Annotated in this window: 20 protein-coding genes; 5 read left to right on the top strand and 15 right to left on the bottom strand. The window is 65.2% G+C overall.

Annotated features, from left to right (window positions below):
- Window positions 1-141: 141 nt before the first annotated feature.
- The 5 genes from FJ988_RS12165 to FJ988_RS12145 form a co-directional block, all read right to left on the bottom strand.
- Window positions 142-987, bottom strand: coding sequence for a fumarylacetoacetate hydrolase family protein (locus FJ988_RS12165; protein WP_140817813.1), 846 nt, complete (start codon window positions 985-987; stop codon window positions 142-144).
- Between the two features lie 165 nt (window positions 988-1,152).
- On the bottom strand, window positions 1,153-1,884 hold the full coding sequence (locus FJ988_RS12160) for an SDR family oxidoreductase (RefSeq protein ID WP_140817811.1): 732 nt from the start codon (window positions 1,882-1,884) through the stop codon (window positions 1,153-1,155).
- Window positions 1,885-2,124: 240 nt separating this feature from the next.
- Window positions 2,125-4,500 carry an aldehyde dehydrogenase family protein gene (locus tag FJ988_RS12155; RefSeq protein ID WP_140817809.1) on the bottom strand — a complete coding sequence of 792 codons (2,376 nt, stop codon included), beginning with the start codon at window positions 4,498-4,500 and terminating at the stop codon, window positions 2,125-2,127.
- Window positions 4,501-4,741: 241 nt separating this feature from the next.
- A complete protein-coding gene (deoC, locus tag FJ988_RS12150; protein WP_140817807.1) occupies window positions 4,742-5,788 on the bottom strand; it encodes a deoxyribose-phosphate aldolase in 1,047 nt (348 codons plus the stop codon).
- Between the two features lie 460 nt (window positions 5,789-6,248).
- Window positions 6,249-7,076, bottom strand: a complete 828-nt coding sequence (locus FJ988_RS12145; protein ID WP_140817805.1) for a ferredoxin--NADP reductase — start codon at window positions 7,074-7,076, stop codon at window positions 6,249-6,251.
- A gap of 220 nt (window positions 7,077-7,296) precedes the next feature.
- On the opposite strand from FJ988_RS12145, the gene FJ988_RS12140 reads away from it, so the two are divergent.
- The 3 genes from FJ988_RS12140 (at window position 7,297) to FJ988_RS12130 (ending at window position 12,398) form a co-directional block, all read left to right on the top strand.
- Window positions 7,297-9,369 carry a hydantoinase/oxoprolinase family protein gene (locus FJ988_RS12140; RefSeq protein WP_140817803.1) on the top strand — a complete coding sequence of 691 codons (2,073 nt, stop codon included), beginning with the start codon at window positions 7,297-7,299 and terminating at the stop codon, window positions 9,367-9,369.
- Window position 9,370: 1 nt separating this feature from the next.
- Entirely contained in the window at window positions 9,371-11,068 is a 1,698-nt protein-coding gene (locus FJ988_RS12135) for a hydantoinase B/oxoprolinase family protein (protein WP_140817801.1), read from the top strand.
- Window positions 11,069-11,303: 235 nt separating this feature from the next.
- Entirely contained in the window at window positions 11,304-12,398 is a 1,095-nt protein-coding gene (locus tag FJ988_RS12130; protein ID WP_140817799.1) for a phosphatase PAP2 family protein, read from the top strand.
- Here the strand turns inward: FJ988_RS12130 and FJ988_RS12125 are convergent.
- Genes FJ988_RS12125 through FJ988_RS12100 form a run of 6 tightly spaced genes read right to left on the bottom strand, consistent with a single transcriptional unit; the run spans window position 12,395 to window position 19,489 of the window.
- Window positions 12,395-12,856 carry a MarR family winged helix-turn-helix transcriptional regulator gene (locus FJ988_RS12125; protein WP_140817797.1) on the bottom strand — a complete coding sequence of 154 codons (462 nt, stop codon included), beginning with the start codon at window positions 12,854-12,856 and terminating at the stop codon, window positions 12,395-12,397. The genes FJ988_RS12130 and FJ988_RS12125 overlap by 4 nt on opposite strands.
- Window positions 12,853-13,437: an amino acid synthesis family protein gene (locus tag FJ988_RS12120; RefSeq protein WP_140817795.1), complete on the bottom strand. Its 585-nt coding sequence runs from the start codon at window positions 13,435-13,437 to the stop codon at window positions 12,853-12,855. Before FJ988_RS12120 ends, FJ988_RS12125 begins: the two co-directional genes overlap by 4 nt.
- Complete coding sequence (locus FJ988_RS12115; protein WP_140817792.1) at window positions 13,430-14,314, bottom strand: UPF0280 family protein; 885 nt, start codon at window positions 14,312-14,314, stop codon at window positions 13,430-13,432. Before FJ988_RS12115 ends, FJ988_RS12120 begins: the two co-directional genes overlap by 8 nt.
- Complete coding sequence (locus FJ988_RS12110) at window positions 14,314-15,855, bottom strand: 6-hydroxynicotinate reductase (protein ID WP_140817790.1); 1,542 nt, start codon at window positions 15,853-15,855, stop codon at window positions 14,314-14,316. Before FJ988_RS12110 ends, FJ988_RS12115 begins: the two co-directional genes overlap by 1 nt.
- Window positions 15,852-18,635, bottom strand: a complete 2,784-nt coding sequence (locus tag FJ988_RS12105) for a molybdopterin-dependent oxidoreductase (RefSeq protein WP_140817788.1) — start codon at window positions 18,633-18,635, stop codon at window positions 15,852-15,854. Before FJ988_RS12105 ends, FJ988_RS12110 begins: the two co-directional genes overlap by 4 nt.
- A complete protein-coding gene (locus FJ988_RS12100; protein ID WP_140817786.1) occupies window positions 18,632-19,489 on the bottom strand; it encodes a xanthine dehydrogenase family protein subunit M in 858 nt (285 codons plus the stop codon). Before FJ988_RS12100 ends, FJ988_RS12105 begins: the two co-directional genes overlap by 4 nt.
- Before the next feature lie 311 nt (window positions 19,490-19,800).
- On the opposite strand from FJ988_RS12100, the gene pncA reads away from it, so the two are divergent.
- Together pncA and FJ988_RS12090 are read left to right on the top strand one after the other, a co-directional pair.
- On the top strand, window positions 19,801-20,415 hold the full coding sequence (pncA, locus tag FJ988_RS12095) for a bifunctional nicotinamidase/pyrazinamidase (RefSeq protein WP_140817784.1): 615 nt from the start codon (window positions 19,801-19,803) through the stop codon (window positions 20,413-20,415).
- A 283-nt stretch (window positions 20,416-20,698) separates the two neighbouring features.
- On the top strand, window positions 20,699-22,114 hold the full coding sequence (locus FJ988_RS12090; protein WP_140817782.1) for a sodium:proton antiporter: 1,416 nt from the start codon (window positions 20,699-20,701) through the stop codon (window positions 22,112-22,114).
- On the opposite strand, the gene FJ988_RS12085 is transcribed toward FJ988_RS12090, so the two are convergent.
- The 4 genes from FJ988_RS12085 to FJ988_RS12070 are packed head-to-tail and all read right to left on the bottom strand — an operon-like array spanning window position 22,115 to window position 25,380.
- Entirely contained in the window at window positions 22,115-22,822 is a 708-nt protein-coding gene (locus FJ988_RS12085) for an ABC transporter ATP-binding protein (protein ID WP_181183510.1), read from the bottom strand. It lies immediately after the preceding gene.
- Window positions 22,815-23,543, bottom strand: a complete 729-nt coding sequence (locus tag FJ988_RS12080) for an ABC transporter ATP-binding protein (protein ID WP_140817778.1) — start codon at window positions 23,541-23,543, stop codon at window positions 22,815-22,817. Before FJ988_RS12080 ends, FJ988_RS12085 begins: the two co-directional genes overlap by 8 nt.
- Window positions 23,540-24,502 carry a branched-chain amino acid ABC transporter permease gene (locus tag FJ988_RS12075; protein WP_140817777.1) on the bottom strand — a complete coding sequence of 321 codons (963 nt, stop codon included), beginning with the start codon at window positions 24,500-24,502 and terminating at the stop codon, window positions 23,540-23,542. The genes FJ988_RS12080 and FJ988_RS12075 overlap by 4 nt, the downstream gene beginning before the upstream one ends.
- On the bottom strand, window positions 24,499-25,380 hold the full coding sequence (locus tag FJ988_RS12070; RefSeq protein ID WP_140817775.1) for a branched-chain amino acid ABC transporter permease: 882 nt from the start codon (window positions 25,378-25,380) through the stop codon (window positions 24,499-24,501). The genes FJ988_RS12075 and FJ988_RS12070 overlap by 4 nt, the downstream gene beginning before the upstream one ends.
- Window positions 25,381-25,387: the final 7 nt, after the last annotated feature.

Genomic DNA, 25,387 nt, shown 5'->3' with positions numbered 1-25,387 from the left:
CTCGGCGCGCAGCGCCGAGACGGAGTGGGGGTCGACCAGCGCTACATTAGACAATGCATGCGCCAAGCTGGGAGAGGAAGGGCGCGAAACCGCGTTCTCTCCTTCCGGAATACCAGAAGGAGAGAAGAGGAAGTCGTGCGCTTAAATGTCCGCCTTGAACGTCTGCTTCTGCTGGCCCATGCCTTCGATGCCGAGCTCGACAACGTCGCCGGCCTTCAAAAACACCGGCGGCTTCATGCCTAGCCCGACGCCGGGCGGGGTGCCGGTGGAGATGATGTCGCCGGGGTGCAGCGACATGAACTGGCTGAGATAGGAGACCAGGTATTTGACGCCGTACACCATGGTCTTGGTCGAGCCGTTCTGCATAGTCTTGCCGTTGACGGTCAGCCACATTTTGAGGTTCTGCGGGTCGGCGACCTCGTCCTTGGTGACCAGCCAGGGGCCGATCGGGCCGAACGTGTCGCAGGACTTGCCCTTGGTCCACTGGCCCTGGCGCTCGGCCTGGAAGGCGCGCTCGGAGACGTCGTGCGAGACGCAATAGCCGGCGACGTAATCCAGCGCGTCGTCCTCCGAGACATATTTCGCCGTCTTGCCTATGACGACGCCGAGCTCGACCTCCCAGTCGGTCTTGACCGAACCGCGCGGGATCAGCACGTCGTCGTCCGGGCCGACGATGGCCGAGCTTGCCTTCATGAAGATGATCGGTTCCGGCGGCACGGTGGCGCCGGTCTCGGCGGCGTGGTCGGAATAGTTGAGGCCGATGCAGATGAACTTGCCGGTGCCGGCAACGCAGGCGCCCATGCGCGGGCTGCCGGAAACCGCCGGCAGCGATTTCGGATCGAGCTTGGAAAGCATGTCCAGCGAGGCCGGATGAAGCGTCGTCCCGCCAATGTCGGCGACATAGGCCGAAAGGTCGCGGATCGTGCCATCCGCATCGAGCAGGCCGGGCTTCTCGCTGCCAGCCTCGCCATAGCGCAACAGTTTCATCTTGGTTCTCCAGCTTGCGGCCAACGGCCGTTTCAAATTCCCGTCAAGGCCCGCGGACCGTAGTCGCCGGCCCACCCGGCGGCAAGCGCGCCATTTGTTGCAGCTAGCCGATCCGCAGGATTTTCAGACGCTTCGATGCGGCCGACAATCCTTCCGGCCCTGTCGTCAGACCGACCAGCCGCCGTCGATGTTGTAGGCCTGCCCCGATGTGTAAGTGGCGCCGGCAAGGTAGACCGCGAGATCGGCGATTTCTTCGGGCGTGCCCAGACGGCCCATCGGCTGGCGGGCGATGAAGGCCGCGCGCGCCGCATCATAGTCGCCCTGCGCATGCATGCGATCCTGCAGCGACGGGCTTTCGACGGTGCCCGGGCAGATGGCGTTGCAGCGGATGCCCTTGGCGACATAGTCGGCGGCGACGGCCTTGGTCAGGCCGATGACCGCCGCCTTGGTCAGGCCATAGGCGAAACGGTTCGGAACGCCCTTCTGCGAGCTTGCCAGCGAGGCCATGTTGATGATCGAACCGTCGCCGCACTCGAGCATGCCGGGCAGCACGGCGCGAATGGTGCGCACCATCGAGCGGACATTGAGGTTGAGCGCGAAGTCGAGGTCCTCGTCTTTCATTTCCAGGATCGAGCCCGCGTGGACGAAGCCGGCGCAGTTGAACAGCACGTCGACACGGCCGATCTCGGCGAAAGCCGAGGCGACGGCGGCGTCGTTGAGGACGTCGAGACGGCGGATGTTGATGCCAGGCGTCTTGCCGAGTTCGGCCAGCAAGGCGTCGTTGATGTCTGTGGCGTAAACGGTGGCGCCTGCCTTGGCGAAAGCCAGCGCGCTGGCCTTGCCGATGCCCTGGGCCGCAGCCGTGACGACGACGACCTTGCCTGCAAGATCCGCCATGCTGTTCTCCTCGCTCTTTGGATTCGACCGGATTGCCAGCGGCTGGCCAAATACCAGCCAACCCGCGCTATCCGCCACGGACAAGATGTTTTTTCTCGTTAAAGAACACACATTCGGGCGTCAAGCCCGAACGCGATCACCTTCGCGGCAGCCGCTTTAATGCATATCGCCTGCCGGGATGCAACTACTTGTATGACAACCGGGCAACAAGTTCCGCTGCCTTGAACCATTCGGAAGCGATTAATCGCCGTAAGGCACCCAGACGTTCTTGACCTCGATGGCGCGGCGCAGCATGGCCTCGCCGGCCGCCTCGCTGGACGTCCAGTCGAGGCTGCGGCCATTGCCGGTCCAGACACGCTTGAGGTTGCCGATGGAATCGGCCTCCGCCTTGGCGCAGGTTTCGGCATCGGCAAACAGCCAGAGCCCGTCGACATCGTCGTGCTTGGCCAGCACGCCGGCAAGCTCGGCGCTGCGGCCGGTGACGATGTTGATGGCGCCGCCCGGGATGTCGGAATACTCGATCACCTGGTAGAGGTCGGTCGCCAGAAGCGGGTGGCGTTCCGACGGAACGGCGACCACGGTGTTGCCCATTGCGAGCGCCGGCGCCACCAGGGAGATGAAGCCGAGCAGCGGCTGGTTGTCCGGCGCGACGATGCCGACGACGCCAACCGGCTCATGTAGCGCCAGCGTCACGGCGCGGGCCGGTGGCTGGTGGACGCGGCCCTCGAACTTGTCGGCGAGACCGGCATAGAGGAACAGCCGCTCGATCGACTGCTCGACCTCCTCGCGTGCTGCCTTTGCCGTCACGCCGGTCAGTTGGACAAGACGCGCGGAAAACTCATCGGCGCGGCCGGACAGGTTCTCGGCGAGATAATACAGCACCTGGCTGCGGTTATAGGCGGTCGCTTCCGGCCAGGCCTTGCAGGCGCGGGCAGCGGCCACGGCGTCGCGGATATCCTTACGGTTGCCGAGGCCGACTTCGCCGGCAAGCTTGCCTTTGGCGGTGGCGACGCCAAGCGAATAATTGCCGTCCGGCCGCACCTGCTTGCCGCCGATGAACAGCTTTGCCGTGCGGTCGATCGAACCGCCGTCGGCCTGCTCGACGGGCTGGGCGGAACCAGCGCCGGCCTGCTTGATGACCAGGCCGACCGGCAGCTTCACCGTCAGATACTCGAACATGCCTTCGCGGCCGCCCTCGCGGCCGAAACCGCTTTCGCGATAGCCGCCGAAGCCGCAGGCGGCGTCGAACATGTTGGTGCCGTTGACCCAAACCACGCCGGCCTTCAGCTGCGGCGCGACATGCAGCGCGAGGTTGATGTTCTCGCTCCAGACGGAAGCGGCGAGGCCGTAGCGCGTGTTGTTGGCGAGTTCGATCGCTTCCTCGGTGTTGCGGAAAGTCATGGTGGCGAGCACCGGCCCGAACACCTCTTCCTGCGCCAGGATATTAGCCGGCGATACACCTGTGGCCAGCGTCGGCAAATGATAGTAGCCCGAGGACGGCAACGTGGCGTCCGGCTGCCAGCAGACAGCGCCCTGCTTGGCGCCTTCGGCGATCAGGCCCTTGACGCGGTCGAGCTGGGTGCGGTCGACCAGCGGGCCGATATCGGTGTTCTTGTCGAGCGGGCTGCCTACGCGCAGCCGGCTCATCCTGACCTTGACCTTGGCAATCAAAGCCTCGGCAATGCCTTCCTGGACCAGCAGGCGCGAACCGGCGCAGCAGACCTGGCCCTGGTTGAACCAGATGCCGTCGACGAGGCCCTCAACGGCGCTGTCGAGATCGGCATCCTCGAAGACGATGAAGGCCGACTTGCCGCCAAGCTCCAGCGACAGTTTTTTCCCTGAGCCGGCGGTGGCCTTGCGGATGATCTTGCCGACTTCCGAAGAGCCGGTGAAGGCGATCTTCTGGATGCCGGAATGGTTGACGATCGCAGCACCCGCCTCAGGCCCGCCCTGGACGATGTTGACGACGCCCTTCGGCACGCCGGCGCGCTCGCAGATTTCGGCGAACAGGATGGCGGTGAGCGGCGTGAATTCGGCCGGCTTCAACACCACGGTGCAGCCGGCGGCCAGCGCCGGCGCGATCTTCCAGGCCAGCATCAGCAGCGGGAAATTCCACGGAATGACCTGGCCGACGACGCCGACCGGCTTGTGATCGGGAAAATCCTTGTCCAGCGTCTGCGCCCAGCCGGCATGGTGGATGAAATGGCGGATGGCCAGCGGCACGTCGATGTCGCGGCTTTCGCGGATCGGCTTGCCGTTGTCGATCGATTCCAGAACCGCGAACAGGCGCTGGTGGCGCTGCATGGCGCGGCCGATGGCGTAGAGCACTTTTGCGCGCGCGTAACCCGAAGACGCCGACCATTTCGGCAGCGCCTTGGTGGCGGCCGCGACCGCGGCGTCGATATCGGCGGCGCCGGCATCCGAGACCTTGGCGAGCAGCTTGCCGGAGGACGGTTCGCTGGTTTCGAAGGTCTTGCCGCTGGCAGCCGCTTTCCAGCCGCCGTCGATGAACAGCGCTTTGGCGAAATCGCGCCCGGCGAGCCAGGCGTCGGCCTCGTTGCGGGCTTCCGGCGCCGGGCCGTATTCCATGGCGTGATAGCGTTCGAGGATGTTCATGGGGCGCTCCTCCCGGAGGAGATTTCTGGATAAGTGGGTGCTCTACGGCGCCCCCCTCTGTCCTGCCGGACATCTCCCCCACTTGGGGGGAGATTGGCCGTCATCGGCGATTTCGCCAATCGCCAGCGTTGCAGGATTGGGGCGGACAGAGGCGCAAGCTGATCTCCCCCCTTGTGGGGGAGATGTCCGGCAGGACAGAGGGGGGCGCGAAGGAACTCGACGTTCAAGGCCTTCACTCGCCTCAAGCCATCGCGTGGCGATGGTTGGCCGAATAGTGGCCGGTCAGATGGTGCTCGAGCTGGCGCTCGATGTCGGTGAGCAGGCTGGACGCGCCGAAGCGGAACAGATCCGGTTCCAGCCACGGCCGGCCGAGTTCTTCCTTCATCAGCACCAGCCAGTCGAGCGAGACTTTCGCTGTCGAAATGCCGCCGGCCGGCTTGAAGCCGATCAGATAGCCGGTTTCCTCGAAATAGGCGCGGATGGCGCGCACCATGGCAAGGCCGACGGGAAGCGTGGCGTTGACGCTTTCCTTGCCGGTCGAGGTTTTGATGAAATCGGCGCCCGCCATCATCGCCACCATGGAGGCGAGCATGACGTTGCGCAAAGTGGCGAGGTCGCCGGTGCCGAGGATGACTTTCAGATGCGCCTCGCCGCAGGCGGCGCGCATGGCGACGATCTCGTTGAACAACTCGCGCCATTTGGCGCCGTAGACCAGGCCGCGCGGAATGACGACGTCGATCTCGTCGGCGCCGTCCTTCACCGATGCCTCGATCTCCTGCAGGCGGGTCGAAAGCGGCGCAAGGCCGTGCGGGAAGGCGGTGGAGACCGCGGCGACATGGATGCCGGTGCCGCGCACGGCGTCCACCGCGGTGGCGACGAAGGGATGGTAGACGCAGACCGCCGCCGGGCGGATCGTTTCGCCCGCAATGCCGAGGCCCTCGACGATATCCCGGCGCAGCGGGTTGATCGCCTTGGCGCAGAGCCGGCGCACGCGCTCGTCGGTGTCGTTGGAATTCAGCGTGGTGAGGTCCATGCAGGCAATCGCCCGCAGCAGCCAGGCGGCCTGGTTGTCGGCCTTGATCGAGCGTCGCTTGGTCAGCGTGGCGACGCGGCGCTCCAGCGCCGAGCGGTTGACGCTACGCACCGATTCCAGGAAGCCGAGATCGAGCTTCATGCCGGGGTTGCGGGCAATGCCGTGCTCCAACGGCACAGGCGTGTTGGCGGCGGCGCGCGCCGGCAGCGGCATCACCTTGGAGGCGCCGGCGCCTGCTTCGCGGATCGTGCTCATCTCCTGCCCTTTCATCGACGGCTCACACCGCTTTTCTTGGTGCGTGTCGTGTTCCCAAAACCGCTCAACACTTTTGGGCGACACGCACAAGGATAGCCCGTGAAGCGGTGCTTCACGAGTCTTTCAAAGGCTCATAGCGGAAAAAGGCTGCTCAGGCAGCAGATTTTTTGACCGTATGGTCAAAGCGTCTTACTGAGTAGGCGCTCCCGGCGTTGGAGATTGGCCGAAACGCCCATCCCTTCGTCATACTCGGGCTTGACCCGAGTATCCATTCCGTGACCTCTGCCACAGAGTGCAACGGCGCAGAATTCTGTAACCGCTGCAACGCTTTAGCGTAACGGCATGGATTCTAGGGTCTGCGCGCGTCGCTCCGCTCCTTGCTCCGCCCTAGAATGACGAAGCGCGAATGTCGTCGCTACTCTCGGACGCCTCCAACAGAGCTGGCGGACTGCGATAAGCCTCAGCCGACGAAGGCGCGCTCGACGACGAAGCTGGCCGGATGGCTCAACGAACCTTCCTGGAAGCCGAGACTTTCGGCCAGTTCCTTGACGTCCTTCAGCATGTGCATCGAACCGCAGATCATGATGCGGTCGGTCTCGGGGTTGAGCTTGTCGATACCGAGATCGGTGTAGAACTTACCCGAGCCGATCAGCGCGGTGATGCGGCCCATGCGCGCCGATTCCTCGCGGGTGGTCGAATTGTAGAGCGTGACGCGGCCGCCGGTCAACTCGCCGATCAGCGGGTCGCTCTCAAGTGCTGCCACCAGCTCCTGGCCATAGGTCAGCTCGGCATTGTCGCGGCAGGTGTGGGTGAGGATGACTTGGTCGAACTTCTCATAGGTGTCGGGATCGCGCAGCAGGCTGGCGAAGGGCGCGATGCCGGTGCCGGTCGAGATCATGAACACGCGCCTGGCGGGCGTCAGCGCGTCGAGCACCAGCGTGCCGGTCGACTTCTGGCGCATGATGACGGTGTCGCCGACCTGGATCTTCTGCAGCTCGGAGGTCAGCGGGCCGTCCGGCACCTTGATCGAAAAGAATTCAAGCTCCTCGTCCCAGGCGGGGCTGGCGACCGAATAGGCGCGGAAGATCGGCTTTTCGGCATTGGGCAGGCCGATCATGACGAACTCGCCGGAGCGGAAGCGCAGCGACTGCGGGCGGGTGATGCGGAAGGAGAACAGCCGGTCGGTGTAATGCTTCACCGACACCACGGTCTCGGCATAGACATTGGCCGGGATCGGGAACTGCAGCGGCTTTACGCCGGCGACGTTCAAGGCGGATGTCGTGTTCATCAAGCCCAACTTTCCATGCCAGACGAGACCCGCTGGCGCCAAACTCTGTCCTGCGCGCCCGAACGGTCAGGTCCCGGCGTGCTGCTCACACACTGACAAGCAGTAAGCTCTTGTGTCGGAAACTTATTAGTATACAAATGATCTCCAGGTCAAGATGGCGACGTAAAATGCCTTTCCAAACCGAGGCATATCCGTAGTCCTGCTGTTTCGGGTTTCGGCAATGAATGAGAATTTTTCAGCGTCGGCGGGTAGCGTCGTGGCAGGCATCGACGTCGGCGGAACCTTCACCGACCTGCTTTTGATCGACGGCAAGGCGGGCGGCAAGGTGCATATCGCCAAGACGCCGACCACCGTCGAAAACCAGGCCTTCGGCGTGGTCTCGGCGCTCGGCGCGACCGGCTTTCCGATCGACGGCATCGACCTCATCGTGCATGGCACCACGACCACCACCAACGCCGTGCTGGAGCGCCGCCTGGCCAGGACCGGCATGATCACGACGCGCGGCTTTCGCGATGTGATCGAGCTTGGCCGGCGCACAAGGCCGCAGCCTTACGGCATGACCGGAACCTTCGTGCCGGTCATTCCGCGTGACCTTCGGCTCGAAGTGTCGGAGCGCGTCGAGGCGTCCGGCACCGTCCGCGTTCCGCTCGACGAAGCCGAGATGCGCGACGCGGTGCAGAAGCTGCTCGACGCCGGCTGCGAGTCCCTCGTCATCCACTTCCTCCACTCCTACGCAAACCCCTCTCACGAACGGCGCGCGGCCGAGATTGCCGCCGAGCTTTGGCCGAACGGCCACATCACCGCCGGACATGCACTGCTGTCTGAGGCGCGCGAGTTCGAACGCGGCGTGACGGCTTCGGTCAACGCCTCGGTGCAGCCGATCCTGGAGCGCTATGTCGAGCGGCTGCGCAAGGAGCTCGCGGCGCAAGGCTATGCGCGCGACTTCCTGATCATGAACGGCAATGGCGGCATGATCTCGGCGCGCTTCGTCACGCTGGAATCGGCGAAGACGGTGATGTCGGGGCCCGCTTCCGGCGTGATCGCCGCCGCCTATACGGGCAAGCGCGCCGGCTTCGGCAACCTCGTCACCTACGACATGGGCGGTACCTCGACCGACGTGGCGCTGATCCGGAATGCCGAACCGGCCGTCTCCAACGAGATCGAGATCGAATATGCGATGCCGATCCATGTGCCTATGGTGGCGGTGCACACGGTCGGCGCCGGCGGCGGCTCGATCGCGCGCGTCGATGCGGCCGGGCTGATCCAGATCGGCCCGGAAAGCGCCGGCGCCAATCCAGGCCCGATCTGCTACGGGCGCGGCGGCGTTGAGCCGACCATCACCGACGCCAATCTGGTGCTGGGACGGCTGGCGCCGAAGAAGCTGCTCGCGGTCGACAATCCGGTGACCGTCGAGCGCGTCACCGGCATCTTCGAGGATAAGATCGGCAAGAGGACAGGCCTTTCCGGCGTCGAGGCGGCGGGCGCGGTGCTGCGGCTCGGCAACATGAAAATGGCGGGCGCCATCCGCATGGTCTCGGTGTCGCGCGGCCACGACCCGCGCGATTTCGCGCTGTTCGCCTTCGGCGGCGCCGGGCCGCTGCATGCCACAGCCCTTGCGCGCGAGCTCGGCCTGCCGCGCGTGCTGGTGCCGGCGCGTCCAGGCATCACCAATGCGCTTGGCTGCGTCGTCGCCGATCTGCGGCACGACTTCGTCAACACAATCAACATACCGGTCGGCGCGCTCGATGAAGCAAAGCTTCGCGAGGTGCTGGAACGGCACCGGGATGAAGGCGAGGCGCTGATCGCCAAGGAAGCGGTTAAGCCGGATGCGATCCGCGTCACCCATTCGGCCGACATGCAGTTCGTCGGCCAGACGCACATCATCAACGTGCCGCTGCCGTCGTCCTCGGTTTCACGAGAAACGCTGCAGCAGCTGTTCGAGAAAGCCTATTTCGCGCGCTTCAAGGTCGAGCTGCCGGAAATCCGCGCCAACCTCGTCAACCTCAACACCTCGGTCACCGGCGTGCGGCCGCAGATCGACCTGTCGCGGCTGATCGACCCTGCAGGGCGCGCGCCGACGCTCGAGGAGGCGCGGCGCGAAATTCGGCCGGTCTGGTATCACGGCGCCTGGCACGACACGCCGGTCTATAGCAGAGAAAAACTGCCGCTCGACGCAACGATCGAAGGGCCGGCGATCCTGGAACAGATGGACGCCACCACGGTGCTGGAGCCCGGCGACCGGGCGCGCTCGGACGCGGACGGCAACATCATCATCGACATCGGCGAGGCTTGAGATGACAAAGCTCGACACGATCACGCTTTCGGTGCTGCAGGCGGCCCTGCAGCAGGTCTGCGACGAGATGGACCTGACCTTTTCCCGCGCGGCTTTCTCGCCGGTCATCGCCGAGGCCAATGACCGCTCGGACGGCATCTATTCGGCCGTCGACGGCTCGCTTATCGCCCAAGGCAGCCAAGGCCTGCCGGTGTTCGTCGGCGTGATGCAGTATTCGACCAAGACGGTGATCGAGATGATCGCCGACGGCCGTTGCCTGGCGCCGGAGCCGGGCGACATCTACATTGTCAACGACCCCTATCTCGGCGGCACGCATCTGATGGATGTGCGCTTCGTCATGCCGGTCTATCGCGGCGGCAAGATCTTTTGCTGGCTGTCCAACACCGGCCACTGGCCGGATATCGGCGGCTCGGTGCCGGGCGGCTTCTCGGCTTCGGCCACCGCCGTCGAGCAGGAAGGCTTGCGACTGCCGCCGGTAAAGCTGTTCAAGAAGGGCGTGCTCGATCCCGAGATCTACGCCATCATCTGCTCCAACATCCGTGTCGCCGACCAGCGCATCGGCGACATCCGCGCGCAGGCGGCGGCGCTGCTGATCGGCCAGGACAGGCTCAACGAAATCCTGGATCGTTACGGCGACGAAACCGTCGTCGAAGCGATCGCCGAGCTGCGCCGCCGCGCCGCCGAACAGATGCGCGCCTCGATCGCCGCCATCCCCGATGGCATCTACCGCTCGCAGGCCTTCGTCGATTCCGACGGGGTGGTGAACGAGCCGCTGACCATCAATCTGGCCGTCGAGAAAAAAGGCGACGCGCTGACCTTCGACTTTGCAGGCTCATCGAAACCCTGCGCCGGGCCAATGAACAGCGTGCTGGCGACGACGCTGTCGTCGGTCTACCTCGCCATGCGCCACATCTTCCCGGAAGTGCCGATCAGCGCCGGCGCCTTCGAGCCGCTGAACGTCAAGCGGCCGGAAGGCACCTTCCTCGACGCCAAATATCCGCGCCCCGTATCGGGCTGCGCGGCCGAAGTCTCGCAGCGCATCGCCGAAGCGGTGTTCGCGGCCATGGTGCAGGCCTTGCCGGAGAAGGTGACGGCCGCACCCGCGGGTTCCAGCGGCAATTTCGCGCTCGGCGGCAACGATCCGGCGCGCGGCCGCGACTATGTCATGTACCAGATTTCCGGCGGCGGCTATGGCGGCAATGCAGGCCATGACGGTCTGAGCAATGGCTGCTCGACCATCGGAATTTCCAAATCGCCGCCGGTCGAGATCATGGAGCAGGCTTTCCCGGTGCTCTACCGGCACTATGCGCTGCGCGAAGGCTCGGGCGGCGCGGGAAAGCATCGCGGCGGCTTCGGGCTCGCCTATGAGGTCGAGATCTTGCGCGGCGACGCCCGCGCCTCCTTCGTCATGGACCACGGCCGCTTCGGCCCGCAGGGCGCGCTCGGCGGCAAGGACGGCGCGCCGAACAGCGTGACCGTGTTCCGCGGCGGCGAGGCGCATGTGCCGCCGCATCTTTCCAAGGAACAGGACATCGCGCTCAAGGCCGGCGACCGCGTGCGCGTCGGCACGCCGGGCGGCGGCGGCTATGGCGACCCGCGCGAGCGCGACCCGAAGCAGGTCGCCGAGGATGTCAGGCTCGGATACTACACCGCCGAGCAGGCCGGGGAGATGTTCGGTGTCGCAATTTCCGAACCCTAAAGCGCGTCGCGTTGAAACGGATTCAGGCGACGCGCTTTAGGTCCCTATTTTTATGCATGTCGTTCTCCCAAAACCGAGGTCACTTTTGGGCGACATGCATTAGCGCCGCAGAATAGATCGTTGTGCGCTTTAGGAATCCCCAATTGCTTTGTTTTTTGAGCGCGTTTCTAAGCATGTATTAAGCCCTCTCTTATAAAAGAAAGGTCTAAAATCTAGGGCGCTTGAGGGGGCGTTCGTGGACTCTTTGGATAGGGGCCTCGCGGCTATCGGCCGCGGGTGGCGGATACAGATAGAGCAAGCCGGCGTCGATGACCGGCTAGTTGATATCTCACTGAAACTTGTAGCACTGTGCCTCCTCTACACGTTCGGCGCGGCACTGATCTGGCCGACGGCTTTCGGCGAAGTGCTTTACATCTATCTGGCGAAACTCATTGCCATCGGCCCGATGACGCTCTTGCTTGCGCTCGTTTCGTCGGCCGTGTTCACCGCGCCAAAAGCACCAATCAGCTTCGTCATCCAACTGCTCCGCGCGCGTGGGAGGCAGGCGGCGGTCATAGTCGCGATCTTTGTTCTGCTGCTGGCCGCATTCACAACCTACAAGGTGAACATCCCAAAGATCGTGCCCTTTTACTGCGACAATGCTCTTGCCGACCTGGGCGAACTCCTTCACGGGCAAGCGCCGTGGAAAATCGCGCATGCCTTCGATTCCGACGGCCTGGCCTGGCTTGTCGACGTAGCCTATTCCAGGATCTGGTTCCTGGAATGGTTCGGCATGGCGATGTATGCGGCTCTCTATGCCAACAGGGCTCCGCATCTTCGCTATCTTGCGGCGCTCGTCCTCACCACGGTGGTGGTCGGAACAATGCTGGCGACGCTGCTCTCGTCGGCTGGCCCGCTATTTTATGACCAGTTATACAGCGGCACTCGCTATGAGGGTCTGTTGAGGGCGCTGCGTCAATTTCCCTCTAACGAACAAGTGCTCCACTACTCGGACTACCTGATGCGGAACTATCGGACCGGGACAGCGGCCTTCGGCACCGGGATCTCCGCCATGCCCAGCATGCATGTCGCGATCGCCACGTTGAACGCGCTCTACCTTGCGCGGCTCAATCGCTGGTTCGGCGTAGCGGGCTGGGTATTCGCGATGTTCATCCTGTTCGGCTCGGTCTATACCGGCTGGCATTATTCCGTCGACGGCTATGTCGCGATATTGGTCGTCGCCGTGATCTGGCAACGCACTCGACCCATCGACAACACACTCGGCGCTTCCAAGGCTTTGGCGGAGACATTATACCCAGCGCCGGCAGCCCGGCCGATACAGTATAGCTAGGCCAGCTTCGCCAGCAGCCGCAGGAATGTCGCGGCTTCCTTGGCGGTCAGCGGCGCCAGCGTTTCCCCGGTGATCGTGCGGGCCAGGGGGATCAGCCGCTCGATCGCCTCACGGCCTTCCGGCGTCAGATTGACCAGCAGCCGGCGCTTGTCGACCTCATGCTTGGAGAGCTCGACCAGGCCGCGCGCCTTCAGCCGGTCGATGACGCCTTTCACCGTGGCGGCGTCCATGGCGATCAGCGTTCCGAGCTGGTTCTGCGAGGTCTCGCCGATATCGTAGAGCTTGGCCAGAGCCGCGAATTGCGGCGGCGTCAAATCATCGATATGCGTAGCGAATATCGAGACATGGCGCTGATGCGCCTTGCGCAGGATGAAGCCGACCTGGTCCTGCAGGTGGTAGTTGTTTTCGTCCGGCTCATCGGCCTCGACCAGCCGCAGCAGATTGTCCTCGCCGCTCATCTCAAGCCGTCCCATGCCTTGATGTCGTCGGCTGCCAGGCCGCCCATGCGGTTGTGGACGCGCGGGCCGCAGGTCATGGCGAGGCAGAACAGGATCTCGTCGGGGCGCGGACCGTCGCTGATGCCGACCTCCATGGCGTCGAAATGGCTGCGCACATAGGCGGCGTTGATATGGCCGAGCGGCACGTCGAGCTTCGAGCCGAAGGCGCCGACCTTCTTGGCCGAAGGCACGATCGCCTTGGCGTCGCCCAGCCGCTCGCGCATGGCGTAGCCGCCCGGCACATGCCAGAGCGCGCCATGCTCCAATTCGCCGGCCGTGCCGACGATGGCGCCCTTGCCGTAGCCGTCGATCTTCTTGACGTCGCCGCCGAGCGCCGCGATCAGTCTGTCGGAGAGCAGAAGCCCGAGCGGTTTCAAGTCTTCCATCGCGCCTTGCAGTTCCTCGACGTAACGGCCGGCGAAGGGGTTCCTGACCACGGCAAGGGCGGCGGCGCGCCGGCGCGGCGCACTGGCCACGGGGCCGCCCTCGTGGAAGATTTCTTCCGAGAGCACGGCGATCTTGCGGATCGGAAACTCAGGCATGGGCAAACTCCTCCTCTGCATGCTTGTTGGGCGCGGCGAGCTTCACCGAGCCGCTGATGCGGGCATCGCCCGCCAGGAACAGCGCCGATGCGGCGATCAGGCCGCGCCGGCGAAAATCTTCTGCGACGGCAAGGCCGTTGTCCAGCGCCCGGGCAACCTCGCCCGTCGAAAGCGCGCCGACGCTTTGCGTCACCAGTTGCTCGCCGAGATCGCTGTCGGGCGAAAGCTCACGCGCCGGAACACGCGCAATGGCCGGATGTCCCGGCAGGTCGACGGCATTGGCGATCAGCGTTGCCGCGGCGTCGGCCTCGGCGCCGGTCGCCGCGAGAACGGTGACGGCATCGGCGATGCCCAGGGAAAACGACCGGCCGCGCCAGCCGCTGGTGGCGACGCCGCGCACGCCATCCTCGGCGCGGATGGCGACGCGATCTGCCATGCCGTTGCCGGTGCCGGCGATCGCCACAGTCATCGACTGGCCTCCGGCGAGATGGAGAGCGCTGTCGCCGCCATTGTTGACGTAAGCGCGGTCGAGCCGGCGGCCGGAGAGGAGCGCGCCGAGAATTTCGTCGGCTACCGAACCGGCTACGGCGGCCATCGGCGTGATGAAGCATTCAGCCAACGGCATGACGGCCGCTTCCATGCGGCGCGCCGTCGGGCCGGCGAAAGCGCGCGGCGCCAGGAAGAAGGCCGGCAGGCGTAATTCGGGAAGCTCCTCGACCACCTCGATCAGGATCGTCCGGAAGCGTGCGACCGCCTGCTCGTAAGCGGCACGGCATTCATCCGGCGCGCCGAATGCCTCGACGATCAGGTCGATCGGCCCGTGGTTGAGATGCAACCGCCTGCCGTCGGCAAGCCAATGCGCCTGTGGGCCGTTCATCAGCCGGCACCGTTGGCCGCGGCGCGCCGCAGTTGCGCCAGCGGCGGCCAGGGATTGCTGCGAGGGGCGCCGGCACTGCTGCGCGGATTGAGATACTCGCCGCCCCGGGCGAGGATATCCTCGACGCTGCGAATCTCGTTCTCATAGCCGCCGAGGCGGACATAGTCGTCGCGGCGCAGCGTGAATTCGATCGGCGCCACCAGCGCCGGCGTCGGCACATAGCCGAAAGCGCCTTCCGGCACGCGGGTGACGTCGACCATCAGCGTGATGCCGCCGCCCGGCCAGACATAGACCGGCGCGCCGCCAACGGTGACGTAGGTCTTCAGGCCCTGCACCGAGCGGGTGAGATTGACCGGGTTCTCGGTGACGCCGGCACGCAGCGAGCCGCCGGCGCCGCCGATGAACAGCACGGTGCAGAGCGCCGGCTCGCAATTGTCTTCAATCAAGCCGACGGACTTTTGCAGCCGATCCGGAAAAGGCTTTTGGACAGGCTTCAGCTCGTCGTCGAGCTCGTAATAGGCGAACTGCTCACCGGTGGTCGACACCATCAGCAGCGACAGGCCGGGGCGCGCGCCCTTCTTGGCGTTCCAGTCGCCGAGGATCGACAGCGGATCGGAGATCGTCGTACCGCCCCAGCCGAGGCCGGGTTCAGACACCTTGAAATAGCGACCGGGCGTCGAACGGCGGCCGATGATCTTTATGCCCGTATCCTCCCAGCCCAGCACCTTGCCGGCCTGATGCTCGGAGACGACGCCGGTGATGTGGTCGTCGACCACCACCACCTCATCGACCAACCCGCGCCATTGCGTGGCGAACATGCCGATGGTGGCCGAGCCGCAGCCGACGCGCATGCGGTGCTCGACCTTGCCGTCGATGACCGGCGCCTTGCCGGCCTCGACGATGATTGTGGCGCCGCCATCGATGGTGAGTTCGACCGGCTTGCGGTTGCACAGGTTGAGCAGCGCGTCGCAGGTGGCGCGGCCTTCCTGCTTGGAGCCGCCGGTGAGGTGATGGACGCCGCCGAGCGACAGCATCTGCGAGCCGTATTCGCCTGTCGTGACATGGCCGATCGCCTCGCCTTCGGCGCGCACCGTCGCCGTCTCGTCGCCGATATGGCGGTCGGTGTCGATCTTCACCTTGACGCCGCAATAGGAGAAGATCCCCTCTGTGACGACGGTGACGAGATCGACGCCCTCGACCTCCTGGCTGACGATGAACGGCGCCGGCTTATAATCGGGATAGGTGGTGCCGGCGCCGATAGCGGTGACGAAGCGGCGGCCGGTGTTGACCAGTTCGCCATTCCACGCCTCGCCCTCGGCGACGAACGGCACGACCGCGCCGCCGGTCTCGGCCGCGTGGTCGAGGATGGTGAGCGGGTCCATGCGCACGATGCGGCCGCCGACATTGCCGTAGCGGTCGCAGGCACCGGTGCGGCCGTCGGCGATGTAGCACATGACCGGACAGGCATCGCAGCGGATCTTTTCCGCCACCTGTTTTGCACCCGGATCATGGGTTTCGAAACGTTCGGCAAGCTCGCTCATCGGCGCGCCTCCTTCTCGCGGATCGCCGCCAGGATGCGGCTCGGCGTCGCCGGCACCTTGGTGACTAGGACGCCGGTGGCATGGCGGATGGCGTTGAGGATCGCCGGCGCGGTCGGGATCAGCACATGCTCGCCCAGGCCCTTGGCGCCGAAGGGTCCTTCGGGGTCGGGAACCTCGACCAATATGTGCTCGACCGGCGGCACGTCGCCGATGGTCGGGATGAGGTAGTCGTGCAAATTCTCAGTGCGGCCGGGAATATATTCCTCCATCAGCGCCATGCCGATGCCTTGCGCGATGCCACCCTCGATCTGGCCCTCGACCAGCACCGGGTTGATCGCCTTGCCGACATCGTGGGCGGCGGTGATCTTGATGAGCTTCACCGTGCCAAGCTTCAGATCGACCTCGAGCTCGGCGATCTGTGCGCCATAGCCGTAAAGCGCGTAAGGCTTGCCCTGGCCCTTGGCGTCGAGCGGCAGCGTCGGCGGGTCGTAAGTTTCCTCGGCGACGAAGACCAAGTCGTCGGCATCCGTATCGAGCGCGGCGAGATCGATGCGGCGGGTGGCCTCGCCCTGATGGATGACGATCGTCGAACCGTCGAGATCAAGGGAAGCGTTTTCCGAAACGTTGGCGAAACGCAGGATCTTGTCGCGCAAGGCGCGGCCCGACTTCTCGGCCGCCTTGCCGGTGACGAAGGTCTGGCGCGAAGCCGATGTTTTGCCGGCGTCGGGGCTGATCGCGGTATCGGCGCTGCGCAGTTTGAATTTTTCCAGCGGCAGGCCGAGCGCGTCGGCGCAGATCTGGGTGATGACGGTGTTGGAGCCCTGGCCGATATCGACCGCGCCCTGATGCAGGATCACTTCGCCGGCGGCCGAGATGCCGACCTTGATGGTCGAGGGATTGGGCAGCGAGGTGTTGCCGCAGCCATACCAGCAGGACGCCACCCCGACGCCGCGCTTGCTTGCGGTGCTGGTGGCATTGAATGCTTCTGCCTCGGCCACCGCACGGGTCCAATGCGGCTGAAGCTGCTCCAGGCATTCGCCGATGCCGACGCCCGATTCCAGGCGCTGTCCGGTGACGGTCTCGCAGCCATCGCGCAGGCAGTTCTTCAGGCGGAAGTCGAGCCGGTCGATGCCCAGCTTGCCGGCGAGCTCGTCATAGAGCGTTTCCTGCATGATGGTCGCCTGCGGCACGCCGAAGCCACGGAAGGCGCCGGCGATCGGGCCATTGGTGTGGATGGCATAGCCGGTCGCGCGATAGTTCGGCGTGGCATAGGGGCCGGAGGCATGCACCGGCACGCGATTGGCCACCGTCGGGCCCCAGCTGGCATAGGCGCCAGTGTTGAAATCGCCCTCGAACACCATGCCGGTGACACGTCCCTCGCCATCGGTGCCGATCGTCGCTTTCATCTCTGCCGGATGGCGCTTGGTGGTCGACATCATGGATTCGTTGCGGGTGTAGGCGAGCGCCGCCGGCCGGCCTGTCTTCATCGCCACGAGGCCGATCAGCGGCTGCAGCGAGACATCAAGCTTGGAACCAAAACCGCCACCGGTGGCGGTCGGCACGATGCGCACCTTCTCGACCGGCAGGCCCAGCACCTTGGCCGTGTCGTCACGGTCCATATAGGGCGCCTGGGTGCAGGCGACGACGACCAGCGTGTCGCCATCCATGTAAGCGTAGCCGGCTTCCGGCTCGATATAGGCATGCTCGACGAAGGAGGTCTCAAAGGCGCCCGAAGCCGTGACCGCGGCACCGGCGAGGGCGCCTTCCGCATCGCCGCGCTCGACATAGCCGGAGGTGAGCAGGTTCGCCGGGCGATGCTGGTGGATGGGCGCCGCACCCTCGGCCTTCGCCTCGCGCGGCTGCAGCACATGCGGCCGCTCGGTCCAGGTGATTGGAAAATCCGCTAGGTCGAGATCGAGGATCGTCTCGCGCTCGCCCGCCACCAGCGCCACCGCCTCGCCGCGCAGGCGGGCCGCACCCTCGGCCAGCGCCGGCTGGTCGGCGAAGGGGCCGATGACGCCAAAACAATTCTTGCCGGGAATGTCGGCAGCGGTGAAGACACCGGTGATGCCGGGATGCGCTTTGACCCAGGCCTCGATATCGCCGAAGCTGAAGCCGGCATGATAATGCGGCGAGCGCACCACCAGCACCGACAGCGCATCGGCCGGGAAGGAATCGCCGCCAAACTTCTCGGTGCCATTGACCTTCGGCACGCCATCGAGCCGGATCGGCGAGGCGCCGACCGCATGGCCGGCCTCTGGCAGGCGGAGATCGACGCCGTTCACATGCTGCGAGGCCTGCATCACCGCCGCGACGATCTTCCGGTAGCCGGTGCAGCGGCAGAGCACGCCGCCCAGCGCATCCTGCGTTTCGGCTTCGCTTGGCGTCGGGTTGCGCTCCAGAAGCGCTGTGGCCGCAACCAGCAGGCCGGGCGTGCAGATGCCGCATTGCGCGGCGCCATGTTCCAGGAACGAGGCCTGCAGCGCCGACAGACGGCCATTGGCAAGGCCTTCGACGGTGGTGACGGAAGCGCCCGTCACCGAAGCCGCCGGCACCAGGCAGGCACAGACCGGATTGCCGTCGACCAACACCGTGCAGGCGCCGCAATCGCCGGCGTCGCAGCCGACCTTGGTTCCGGTCAGCCGCAGTTCGTCGCGCAGGACTTGCGACAGACGCCGCACCGGCGGCACCGAAACGCTGACGGCGGCGCCGTTGACCTCAAAGGCGATGTCGGCGCGTTCCATGCCGGACCGGGTCATGCCGGATCGGGTCATGCTCATGCCGCCACCTTGCCTTCGTCCAACCCGGCTGCAGCACGCACGGCGCGGACGACGATCTCGCGCGCCGCGTCCTGCCGGTACTCGGCGCTGCCGCGCACATCGGCGATGGGTGAGAGTTCATCGATCGGCGCCGAAAACACCGCGTCGGCAAGCGCGGCCGAGACCGGCTTGCCACGCAACGCCGTCTCGACACCGACGAGGCGACGCGCGACCGCGGAGCATGCGCCGACGGCAACGGCCGCATCGGCGACGACGCCGTCTTCGATCACCAGCCGCGCCGCCGCCATGGCGATGGAAATGACGAGATAACGCCGCGCGCCAAGCTTGACGAAGGCAGACGAGCCGACAGCAGAACGCTTCGGCACGCGAATGGCGGTGACCATCTCGCCCGGCTGCAGCGCGGTGCGGCGATTGCCGAGGATGAAGTCGCCGATCGGCAGGTGACGGGTCGCCCGCGCGGACTTCAGCTCGACATCGGCATCGAGCACCAGCAGCGCTGGCACGCCATCGGCGGCAGGCGAGGCGTTGCAGAGATTGCCGGCGATGGAGGCGAGATTCTGGATCTGCACCGAGCCGACTTCACGCGCGGCCGATTTCAGAGCATCGAACGCGCCCGGCAGTTTTTGGCGGACAATGTCGGTCCAGGTGGTGCGGGCGCCGACGCGCCAATGCTCGCCGGTCTCGGCGATGCCGCGCAACGCGGCCAGGCCGTTGATGTCGAGGATGTTGTCGCGGAACGGTTTTGCGCCCTGTGCTGGATAAAAATCCGTGCCGCCGGCCAGAATCCGCCAGCGATCCTCGCCAAGCAGAGCGAGCGCCTCCTCGACCGTGGTGGGTTTCGCGTAACGGATCACGCTCTGCCTTCCAGAACCTTCCCAGAAACGGACCATTCCCACTTGGCCCTCCCAAAGCGCCCGGGCTTCAGGCTTTCTGCCGGTTTCACACCGGTCAAATTCATTCGTATGCAAATGATATCAGGCGGGCTGGAATTGTCAAAGCAAGAGTTCGTGCCGTTGCGGCGGCGCGCCAGCCTGAACGTATTTGTTATGGCCTTGGAGGTTGACGAGGCCGGCCATCTGGTCAAGGTTCCGTGTCCGGTCGCGTCAGCGGCTTTTGGACTGGAGCCCGCAAGCCAGACGACGGGGCCAAAACGAGAGGGAACCGCATGGCCGACGAAGCGCTCATCGTCATCGACCTGCAGAACGACTTTTGCCCCGGCGGCGCGCTGGCCGTTGCCGGCGGCGACGAGATCGTGCCTTTGGTCAACGACCTGATCCGCCGCACCGAGCATGTCATCCTGACGCAGGACTGGCATCCCGCCGGACATTCGAGCTTCGCCTCCAGCCATCCCGGCAAGCAGGCCTTCGAGGCGATCGAGATGCCTTACGGGCCGCAGACCTTGTGGCCGGATCATTGCATCCAGGGCAGCCTCGGTTCGGATTTCCATTCGGGGCTCGCCTGGACCAAGGCGGAGCTGGTTATCCGCAAGGGATACCGCACTGCGATCGATAGCTATTCGGCCTTCTTCGAGAACGATCATAAGACGCCGACCGGCCTTGGCGGCCACCTCAAGGAACGCGGTATCGACACGATCACCCTGGTCGGGCTGGCCACCGATTTCTGCGTCGCGTTCTCGGCACTCGATGCCGTCAAGCAAGGTTTCAAGACGATCGTGCGGCTCGACGCCTGCCGCGGCATCGACCTCAACGGCTCGGTCGAGGCGATGCTGAAACGGATGCATGATGCCGGCGTGACACTCGAAGACCACTCGGCGGATTGAGCGGACTGTGGGGAAAGACCCCCTCACCCGGATTGCCAACCGAATTGCGAAGGGCAATTCGGGGCAATCCGACCTCTCCCCAAGGGGAGAGGAGATGGCCAGTTTGCAGCGCCGCTCCCCCTTCTCCCCTTGTGGGAGAAGGTGTCGCCGAAGGCGACGGATGAGGGGTGTTCCAGATGCCACCAGCGCCTCACTCCGCTGGAACACCCCTCATCCGTCTCGGCGCTATCGCGCCGACCCACCTTCTCCCACAAGGGGAGAAGGGAGGGCGCGCTGCGGCCGGATGATTGCTCCATTCGCCGCGCTCGCCATCGCGTTGCTCCTTCCCGCACAGGCTTTCGCCGCCGAAATCGACGAACTGCCCGGCGCCGCCATGTCGCTGTGGTGGGCGCTGCCCTTTGCCGGTTTGCTTCTGTCGATCGCCACCGGGCCGCTGCTCTTTCCGCATCTGTGGGAACATCACTATGGCAAGATCGCCGCCGCCTGGGCGGCGCTGGCGGTTGTTCCGCTGGCGGTCGCTTTCGGCATTCCAACGGCCGGCGAATCGGTGCTGCACACGCTGCTCACCGAATACCTCTCCTTCATCATCCTGCTCTTTGCGCTGTTCACCATCTCCGGCGGCATATTGGTTGCGGGCAACATTCACGGCACGCCGCTGGTCAATGCCGGGCTGCTGCTCGTGGGCGCGCTGCTTGCCTCGGTGATCGGCACCACCGGCGCCTCGATGATCCTGATCCGTCCGATGCTGCGCGCCAACGACAACCGGCCATTCAACGCCCATGTGGTGATCTTCTTCATCTTCCTGGTCTCCAACATAGGTGGCTCGCTGACGCCGCTCGGCGACCCGCCACTTTTCGTCGGCTTCCTGCGCGGCGTCGACTTCTTCTGGACGACCGCCAATCTGTGGCGCGAGACGCTGTTCACCGGCGGGCTGGTGCTCGCCGTCTTCCTGGCGCTCGACATCGTTCTGCATCGCCGCGAGGGCGGCGCGCCGAAGATCAAGGACCCGACGCCGGACACCAAAGTGCGGCTGCGCGGTCTCGCCAACCTGCCGCTGCTTGCCGGCGTGATCGGCGCGATCCTGCTTTCGGCGAGCTGGAAGCCGGGCGTCAGCTTCTCCGTCCTCGGCGTCAGCCTGGAGCTGCAGAACCTGGTGCGCGACGCCATCATCCTGGCGCTGGCCCTGCTTTCGCTAAAAGTCTCCTACAAGAGCCATCGCGAAGCGAACGGTTTTAGCTGGGGGCCTATCGCCGAAGTGGCAAAACTCTTTGCCGGGATCTTCGTCTGTATCGTGCCGGTGATCGCCGTCCTTAAGGCCGGGCTCGGCGGCGCGCTGGCGCCGCTGGTGGCGCTGGTCACCTCGGCCGACGGCCAGCCCAACGACCTCGCCTATTTCTGGCTGACGGGCGCGCTGTCGTCCTTCCTCGACAACGCGCCGACCTATCTGGTGTTCTTCGAGCTGGCCGGCGGCGACGCGAAACATCTGATGAGCGAGGCCGCCTCGACGCTCGCCGCGATCTCGGCGGGCGCCGTGTTCATGGGCGCCAACACCTATGTCGGCAACGCGCCGAACTTCATGGTCTTTGCCATCGCCAGGCATCGCGGCTTCAAGATGCCCGGCTTCTTCGGCTATATGGCTTGGTCTGGTCTGGTGCTGATCCCGACGTTTCTGATTGCCGGGTTTCTGTTCTTCGGCTGATCAGCCGACGCCGACATAGCGCCGTACCGCAGACGGATCGGCGCGCAATGCCTCGACATCGACCGTCTCGCGGTTGCGGCCGTTCTCGATGAAGCAAACACGATCGGCTACCGACAGCACGGCGTCGACGCGCTGCTCGACCAGGATGGTGGAGACGTCAAGCTCGCGCAATTTCGCGACCGTCTCGCGGATTTTTGCAATCATCGACGGCATCAGCCCTTCGGTCGGTTCGTCGAGCAACAGCACCTGCGGCTCGAGGCAGAGCGCACGCGCCATGGCCAGCATCTGCTGCTCGCCGCCGGAGAGCGTGCCCGAGCGCTGCTTCAGCCGCTCGCGCAGCAGCGGGAAGAGATCGAGGACGTTTTCCCGCGTGGCCCTGCCCTTGCCGCGCGCCATCAGGCCGATCTCGATGTTCTCCGCCACCGTCATCTCGGCGAACAGGCGCCTGCCCTGCGGCACATAGGCGACGCCGGCCTTGGGCACGTCATGCGCGGCAAGCCCGGTCAGTTCCTTGCCGTCCAATTTGATCGAACCGGCAGCCGCCGGCACCAGGCCCATGATCGCCTTCAGCGTCGTCGTCTTGCCGGCGCCGTTGCGGCCGAACAGGCACAGCACCTCGCCTTTGTTCAACACGAGGTCGAGGCCGTAGAGCACCTGGACCTCGCCATAGAAGCAGTCCAGCCCGGCGATCGTCAGCAGCTCAGCCATGGGTTGCTCCGAGATAAGCATCCTGGACCTGGGCGTCGGCGCGGATCTGTTCCGGCGTGCCTTCGGCGAGAATCCTTCCCATGTTGAAGACGGTGATGCGGTCGGCGAGCTGCATGACGACCGGCATGTTGTGCTCGATGAGCAGCACCGTGGCGCTCCGCGCGATCTCGCGCACCAGCGCGATGAAATTGTCGATCTCGCTGTCGGCCAGGCCTTGCGTCGGCTCGTCGAGGATCAAAAGGCGCGGCTTCAGCGCCAGGCCCATTGCCACTTCGAGCAAGCGCTGATGGCCGTAGGAAAGCTGCCCGGCAAGGGTGTGGGCGCGGTCGGCGAGGCCGGTGCGTTCCAGCGCCTCCATGACGCCGGTCCTGACCTGTCCCTTCGTGCGACCGTCGGTCAGCGTGCGCTGCACCGGCAGCGCGACATTGTCGAAGGCGGTGAGGTTGGCGAAGACGCTGGTGATCTGGAAGGTGTAGGCGACGCCGAGGCGAACCCGTTTGTAAGCCGGCATATTGGTGATGTCGGCGCCGTCGAAGACGACCATGCCGGAAGACGGCTGGATGCGGCCCGAAAGCAGGCTGACGAAAGTGGTCTTGCCGGCGCCGTTCGGGCCGATGATGGCGCGGATCTCGCCCGGCATCAGCGAGAAGTCGACGCCGTCGACGGCGCGCAGGCCACCGAACCGGCGCGACAGGCCCTTGGTGGTGAGCAGCGGCATCACGGCAGCCACCCGAGCCAGCGCTGGCGGATGGTGCCCAGAATGCCCTTCGGCGCAAACAGCACCAAAAGGATGAGCGCGATGCCGACGATCAGCAGATAGGCCGACGTGAAGCCGCTGGTGATGTCGGTGACGTAATACATGAACAGCGTGCCGACGAGCGGCCCGAGCACGGTCGCAGCACCCCCGAGCAGCACCCAGAGCAAGGGCAGGATCGAATATTGCACCGAGGCAAAATTCGAGCCGACATAACCGAACAGCAGCGCATAGGCCGCGCCCGAGGCCGCGCAGGTAGCGCCGGAAGCGACGACCGCGATGAGCTTGTTCGCTGTTGTGTCGTAGCCCAGCATCCTGGTGCGCTCCTCGTTCTCGCGGATGGCGACCAGCACGCGGCCGAAGCGGGAGCGGACAATCGCAAGCGTGATAAGGAGCACCACCGAGAACAGTGCCAGCGCGCTCATGTAGCGCACCGTCGGGTCGGTCAGGTCGAAGGACGCGCCGCCGATCGACACCACCCGCGACGCCTGCTGGATGACCAGGCCCTGGTCGCCGCCGGTCCAGGCGGCGAAATAGAGGATGAGAAGGTAGAAGACCTGCGCGAACATCATGGTGACGATCATGAACGCCACGCCGGATGTGCGCAGCGCCAGGAGGCCGATGACCAAAGCAAGCAGCGCGCCGCAGGCGATGCCGGCAAGGAAGGCTTCCGGCACGCCCCAGCCGAGATGGTAGACGGTCAGGCCCGCGCCATATAGGCCGGCCGAAAAGAACATGGCATGTCCCAGGCTGAGCAGGCCGCCATAGCCGAAGAGCAGATTATAGCCCATGGCGAAGACGGCGAGCGCCATGATGCGGGCGAACAGGCCCTGGTGATAGTCCGGCAGGACGAAATTCAGCGCGAACAGGGCCAAGATGACGCCGATATGCAGCGCATAGACTTTCGCCGGCGATGCATCCCTCATCGCGCTGTTGTCCCGAACAGGCCTTGCGGGCGGAACACCAGCACCATGGCGACGACGAGCGTGGCGATGATCTTGGCCAAGGTCGGCGAGAAAAACACCGAGATGATGCCGTCGGAAAGGCCGATCAGGATGGCAGCAACGACCGTGCCGCGCAGCGAACCCAGACCTCCGATGATGACGACGATGAAGGAGAGGAGCAGCGGATCCTGCCCCATCAGGTAATGCGCCTGGCTGATCGGCACGATCAGCACGGCGGCGATCGCCGCCAGCATGGCGCCGACGGCGAAGACGCCGGCATAGACGCGCTCGACCGGAATGCCAAAGGCCTGCGCCGTCTCGCTGTCATACTGAGTGGCGCGCATGATCAGGCCGATTTTCGTGCGCGTCAGCACCAACCAGGTGAGCACGAGCAGAATGACCGATGCGGCGACGACCGAGAGCTTGTAGCCGGAATAGCCGAACCAGGGCAGCAGGATGCGGTAGCTGAAAGGCGGCTCGACGGGCCGCGCCTCCGGCCCATAGAAGGTCAGCGCCAGCTGCTGGATGATGTAGAGCATGCCGATGGTGGCGACGATGGTGCCTTCGGGATTGTAGTTCAGCCGGCGCAGCACCAGGCGTTCGGCGATCAGCGCCACCAGCCCGACCAGCAAGGGCGCGATGACGAGCGCCGCGACGAAGCCAACCGCCGGATGGCCGGCGATCGCGGTCGAGATCGCCCAGGCAAGCACCGCGCCCAGCATGAAGAATTCGCCATGCGCGACATTGACGACGCGCATGACGCCGAAGACCAGCGACAGGCCAAGCGCCGTCAGCGCCAGCACAGCGGAGGTGACGAGGCCTTCGAGGGCGGCGAGGAGGAGATGGGGACCGAAATGCATCGGCTAT

The sequence above is a fragment of the Mesorhizobium sp. CU3 genome (assembly GCF_006442965.1).
GTDB lineage: Bacteria > Pseudomonadota > Alphaproteobacteria > Rhizobiales > Rhizobiaceae > Mesorhizobium.
This window is presented reverse-complemented; position numbering and strand designations above follow the sequence as displayed.